This is a genomic window from Candidatus Neomarinimicrobiota bacterium, assembly GCA_034716895.1.
GTDB lineage: Bacteria > Fidelibacterota > UBA8477 > UBA8477 > JABMPR01 > JABMPR01.
In genome coordinates, this window is the sequence record JAYEKW010000038.1 from 1 (window position 1) to 5,242 (window position 5,242).

At 43.9% G+C, this 5,242-nt stretch carries 9 protein-coding genes; all 9 read right to left on the reverse strand.

Features of this window, described 5'->3' with window-relative positions:
• Positions 1-877 (reverse strand): phage integrase N-terminal SAM-like domain-containing protein (locus U9Q77_02795; GenBank protein MEA3286290.1); only part of this gene is annotated, 877 nt, incomplete at its 3' end.
• 1 nt (position 878) lies between these two features.
• Positions 879-1,142 carry a helix-turn-helix domain-containing protein gene (locus U9Q77_02800; protein ID MEA3286291.1) on the reverse strand — a complete coding sequence of 88 codons (264 nt, stop codon included), beginning with the start codon at positions 1,140-1,142 and terminating at the stop codon, positions 879-881.
• Positions 1,143-1,208: 66 nt separating this feature from the next.
• A complete protein-coding gene (locus U9Q77_02805) occupies positions 1,209-1,814 on the reverse strand; it encodes a hypothetical protein (protein MEA3286292.1) in 606 nt (201 codons plus the stop codon).
• 351 nt (positions 1,815-2,165) lie between these two features.
• The gene (locus tag U9Q77_02810) at positions 2,166-2,561 is read right to left on the reverse strand and encodes a hypothetical protein (protein MEA3286293.1); all 396 of its coding nucleotides are present in this window, start codon (positions 2,559-2,561) and stop codon (positions 2,166-2,168) included.
• Positions 2,558-2,740, reverse strand: a complete 183-nt coding sequence (locus U9Q77_02815; GenBank protein ID MEA3286294.1) for a hypothetical protein — start codon at positions 2,738-2,740, stop codon at positions 2,558-2,560. The genes U9Q77_02810 and U9Q77_02815 overlap by 4 nt, the downstream gene beginning before the upstream one ends.
• Positions 2,730-2,930 carry a hypothetical protein gene (locus tag U9Q77_02820; protein ID MEA3286295.1) on the reverse strand — a complete coding sequence of 67 codons (201 nt, stop codon included), beginning with the start codon at positions 2,928-2,930 and terminating at the stop codon, positions 2,730-2,732. Before U9Q77_02820 ends, U9Q77_02815 begins: the two co-directional genes overlap by 11 nt.
• A gap of 362 nt (positions 2,931-3,292) precedes the next feature.
• On the reverse strand, positions 3,293-4,057 hold the full coding sequence (locus tag U9Q77_02825; protein MEA3286296.1) for a hypothetical protein: 765 nt from the start codon (positions 4,055-4,057) through the stop codon (positions 3,293-3,295).
• 26 nt (positions 4,058-4,083) lie between these two features.
• Positions 4,084-4,533, reverse strand: a complete 450-nt coding sequence (locus tag U9Q77_02830) for a JAB domain-containing protein (protein ID MEA3286297.1) — start codon at positions 4,531-4,533, stop codon at positions 4,084-4,086.
• The coding region (locus tag U9Q77_02835) for a host-nuclease inhibitor Gam family protein (protein ID MEA3286298.1) at positions 4,533-5,242 on the reverse strand (710 nt) is incomplete at its 5' end. The genes U9Q77_02835 and U9Q77_02830, both read right to left, overlap by 1 nt.

A 5,242-nucleotide genomic window follows, 5' to 3' on the forward strand; every position in this document is an offset into this window, starting at 1 on the left:
GAGCACCGGCAGTCTTACGAAGTGTGTGCAAATTAGCATCGGGTATTTCCGCACTATGGAATAGTCTACGGGATAACGACTGGGACACTGCAGAGTAGGTATATGGGAACGGTACCCGTTCCCCCCTCCGAGAGTTAAGAATGGCGCGAAGTGTATCGTTCAGTGGTATCCGACGACGCTTCCTGCCCTTGCCAATGATCTCAATATGGTCTTTCTTTACTGAGTCCCAGGTGAAGCCACCTTCCTCGAGTATCTCTGTAGCCCTCACTCCAGTTTGCAGGTAGAAAGTTACCAGATCATAAGCACGTTGGTTCTTCTTCTCCTCGATGGTCTCATATAGCTTTTCAATCTCGTCTTCAGATAAGAAGCGGACTTCTGGATCATCTACCTGTAACATCTTTACACCCGAAAATGGAGTCTTAGCTATGTAATCCTGCTTAACAGCCCAGTTAAATAGTGCCTTTAGGTGTCGTAATTCAGTATTTACGGAAACAGCCTTGACCTTATCAATCTCACTGCGTTCTGCCTTATATTCTTCAATGGCTATCGAGTTAATTGAATGCAGTGCGCGTTCTTCACCAAAATATGCCAGGAATGGTTTGAAGACTTTCTCATACCGCTTTATCGTCTGAGGACTTTTGTTATCTGTTTTCGATGTGCTGATGAATTTATCCGTGATCATCTTAATTGTACCTGGACGTTGTCTTAGTCCATTCTTAATCTCACGAGTCTCTCTTTCCAATCTATCTCCTACTAATCTTACCTGAGATTTGGGGAGATACAGAATCTTGGATTTACGGTTCCCAAGATAATCGTACCATTGAAGACGATATCCTTTCTTACCGCCATCAGTTATGTGCTTTGCTATTGTTGCCATTTTATATACTCTCAATTCTATCAATCGTTGTTGTGTTAATTTCAGGGAAGACCTCGATTATTGATTTTAGTGATGAATATGGAATACGGGTGTTGCCCATTATCTTTACATATTCAATGGATCGTTCTCTGATATATTTGCGCCAGGTGTCTGGTGATGTTGAAGTCAACTCTGCAACTTCATTCACAGTCAAATAGCGTTCGGTAAGTCCACCACAGCTGGGGCAGAACTTATGGTCTTTGTTTGGGGTGTTACGCTTTCCCATGATCCCCTCCTCGGAGGTTATGGGGTTAAGCTCAAAGGCTATAAGCGTGTTGTGAGGTATTGTCCTCTAGAACGTATCATGATTGATCAGTGCTAATTCTTTACGCTTTTCGTAATATTCGGTTAGGGTATCACGGCGAATCCTGAAGACTCCCTGTGTTATATAATCCCATGAACCGTCGGTATTCTTGTATTTGACACCAAGGAAATAATCAATCAAGGAGCCAATACGAACACTGCCAATCCACTTCTCATCAAATATGGGCAGGATCCACTTTCGCTCGCCTTGAAGGATATAATCACTATCAAGAATCTCCTGGAGTGTATCTATCTGGTTTTGGCTAGCTAATACCTTGGGCTTCTTACGAGTGGTCAACTTCCTCAATTCGAGAAATGAATGATCATCCATAAGCAAATGTTTATGTAGCATACAGAATTTCACTACCGGGAATTTGGCTTTAGCAGCATCCACCCAATCTTTATGCACATAGATTCTTGAGTCCAGCAACCACTTAGGTCTAATAAATGCTATTTGATTTGTGTCTATTAAATCAGCCAGCGCCGTAAGGGTCATATTGAGTTCCTTTGCAACCAACAGTACATGTCGATAAGGACCCATTCTCATTGGGTTAGCGTTCTCTTCTTCAGTGTCTTGATCTGGTGTTAAGGTCATAATATTCTCCATCGTTTGGAATTACCCTCTGAGGGGATGTTGGAGCCAGGGCAGGAATGCTGGATTCCCGCCCCGATTTCGTACGTATCGCAAAAAGACACGTTTACAACAACAATCATGTTTTGAACACCCAGTTGAGAATTATCAACTTGATTCTCTGCATTAAGGTGGGCTTACTATTATTGTAGATACGGTACCCATCTAGTTGTGATCGGTGCCAGCGATAATCACCCTTCCTGCTGGTCTTCACAGCAACACAGTTGTTCCTCTTCATTACTGAAGTAAAGGATTTCAGGTTTACGTTTAGATATTCAGCAGCCTCGTGGGTCTTAAACCATCGTTGAGAGCACTTCATGATCTCGCCTCCTGCAGTCTGTCATTTATCTCATGGCTAGTGTTCTCACAGCCAGTTTGATCACCAGTATGATATTGCTTACAAAGGCGCTCGACCTTTTCGATAAGCCATAGCTCGACAAATTCTATATCATCAAGAGGCTTAAAATTGGGATCTTTGAAAGCGTCAAGTGTGATTAGAATGCGATATTCAGATTGATCTTTGAAATATCTTAGATCATCTTTATGGAACAATGGGGCCTTGGGGTCATCAGGATCCCACCGGAACCCAATGATGCCCTTCATAAGCAAAAGAACATGCTCATTCACTTCCATAATTGACACTGCTTCAGGCAATGTCAGGTAATTTTCACGATCAATAATTAATCGCTTTACTGGTTGAAGTTTGCTCATAAGGCACGCTCACGGATCTCAGCATTCATTTCTTCGATGGCAGGATTTGAGCTGTTTTTACAACATTTGATGGGAAGTTTGTATAGGCGTGTAGCATTTAGGTCCAACCATTGCTGGTAAACCCAGTCACGCTGATTGCTAATTTCTGCCACGGCTGCAGCTTCTAAATCACGATTCATGATTACCTCCAGCCATTAGAAACTGGTCTAACCATGTTTTGTGAAATAGTAATTTCCCACTATTTCCATTACTTCTTGTTGATTTGAGCTTTTCAGCATTGACTGCAGCTCTGAGTAGGCTGGCAGATAGTCTGGTATAGTCAACAGCTTCGTTAAGCGTATACCATTCTTGGGTTGTTTGTGAATTCATATTTGAATCCTCCTTATGACATTTTTCCCTCTAAGGGGATTTACAGGAGCGGTCTATTCCGCCTTTAACAATGTTATGTCACAGTTCTCGCGAGAATTTGTGCTTCCTCTAGCATCAGTTTGATTGAGTAAGCAATCATACTATCTGTCGATTTAAGCATTGACTGATTTAGATTAGCACTACTACCCCTCCCTAAGCCCCAGGATGAGCAATATTCAGGTTCTGATATAGGTTGAAATCAGATGGTATGAGCTGATGTTAACTTGTGAAGCAGGTAAAAGGGAGTGAGGGTGCAGGAGAAGTCGAATCTAAGACGGGTTTGCGGCCGCAGCTATTTTGTACGTCATAGTTTCCGGACAGTTTTATCTCCTTTCTTCAAGCTTTCCGGATGTTGTTTTGACCCAGTTTCCATCATGGAACTCACTTATGCCATAAAAGAAGTCGAGCAACTCCTTAGCTTTCACTTTGGTCAGCCCGTCCTCGATGAATTCATGGATCTGGCGTTTCTCATTGGGATATACAGAATCGTTCTCAATTAATCCCCTCACAGCAGCTTGCTGCTTCTCAGAGGCCATTTCTTCAACGTGATTATTTGTACGTTCATACTTTGACGTGGACTGGGTGTTCTGTTGAGCGGGCATTTCCTCTGCAGGTGTTACCTCCAATCCAGCCATCACAGCCAGGAATGATAACGGTATTCTATATGCCTTACCTGAGGCTCTGGTTATCGCCATGGATTTTATCGCATATTCGTCAGCACTTCGCCAACGATCCTCACGGTTTGAACACATAGCCTCACCGGATGCGATGATCTGACCGTTACGATGGACCTCAACCTTGGCCTCGTATGCTATCTCACTATCACGTTCGAGTCGTTTTGAATAAAGTACGCGGGGGAATAGTCCCAGTGATGCACTGACGGACGTCCACCATTCTATCTTTGGGTACTGTTTGCCCCGGATATTAACCAGATATCCCGGTCCCGTGCACTTGCTGGCTACAACATTGACCAGTCGTTGTGCTTCACGGTAAGCTTGTTCCGGATCATGGCTGAACAATGTCCGGTGATTATCTACATTACTTTGAACTGGATGGACTACATCCATGACACTTTCTTGTGTCTCCATATCTACCTCTCTTTCGGTTTTGTTATTTATATAAGGCGGTGGTCACTGAAACTGAAAAACTCAGATCCACCAATGATGATGTGGTCTAGCACGTCTACATCTATTGCTGATAGCGCCGTCTGTAGCTTCTTTGTAACAGCACGATCACTGCTTGAGGGAGTAAGCTCCCCCGACGGATGGTTATGTGCTAGCATTACAGCTGCTGCGCCTAAATCAAGGATACGCTGCACCACTTCACGGGGGTAAACAGCACTTGTCGTTATTGATCCGGTGAAGAGTATCTCTGTTGTGAGAACACGATGCTGTCCATTGAGAAAACACACGACAAATTGCTCTCGCTTGGCTGCATCTGCGAAATATGACCTGAAATGATCAGCAGCTTCTCGTGATGTCTTGATTCTTTCACCGGCAGGTATTGTGAATCTGCGCACGTATTCCTCCAGGACTTCAGAATCACTGACACTTGAGATATTCATCAAGCACCTCCATTCAGTTTATAACTGAACTTATGAGGTTTCAGTATCACCTCTGTACCCGCTACCTCTTCACCGGTTTGGGTGCAATATTTACGGAGTGCAGCTTTATCGATTGCACGTTTCTCTGGTATAAGCCTAACAAACCGCTCGTCCGTTAAGACTTCATCCTCATCGGTAATCTTAATCTCAGGCTGTTGTGACCTGACTTTGAGGGTTCCATTCACCAGCCGTTTGGTGCTGAAATCATTGAGGTGCATGTAGTTATCCAACGCCAGTAGATAATAATCCTTCTTCCGCTGGATCTTGTCCGTCTCTACTTCCAACCAGAGTTTGATACGGTCTATCTGCTTGGTAGCACTCTCTGTGTTTGCAGTGAGTATCTCGTCTAGGTCGGCTACCTTCGCAAGGTAATAGTCGGCATCAGCCTGGGTAATTACAGGCTTGTCGTCTGGTATGGGATTATTCGCCAGGTAATCTCGTACTATCCTGACATGTTCACATTCACCGTTTGAAACTTGGGCGACGAAGCATTGGCATTCCAAACCAGTATCAGTGACAGCGACATCTACTGCATTGCCACCGTAACTACCATCTACCAGGTACCCCGTATCAGATTGTATCACGTTTGGTATTATTTTACTGACTACGCTTTGTAGTGATTCCATATTAGGATCCCCCTGAGAGCATACGATGTAGAGCGATGTGCTTT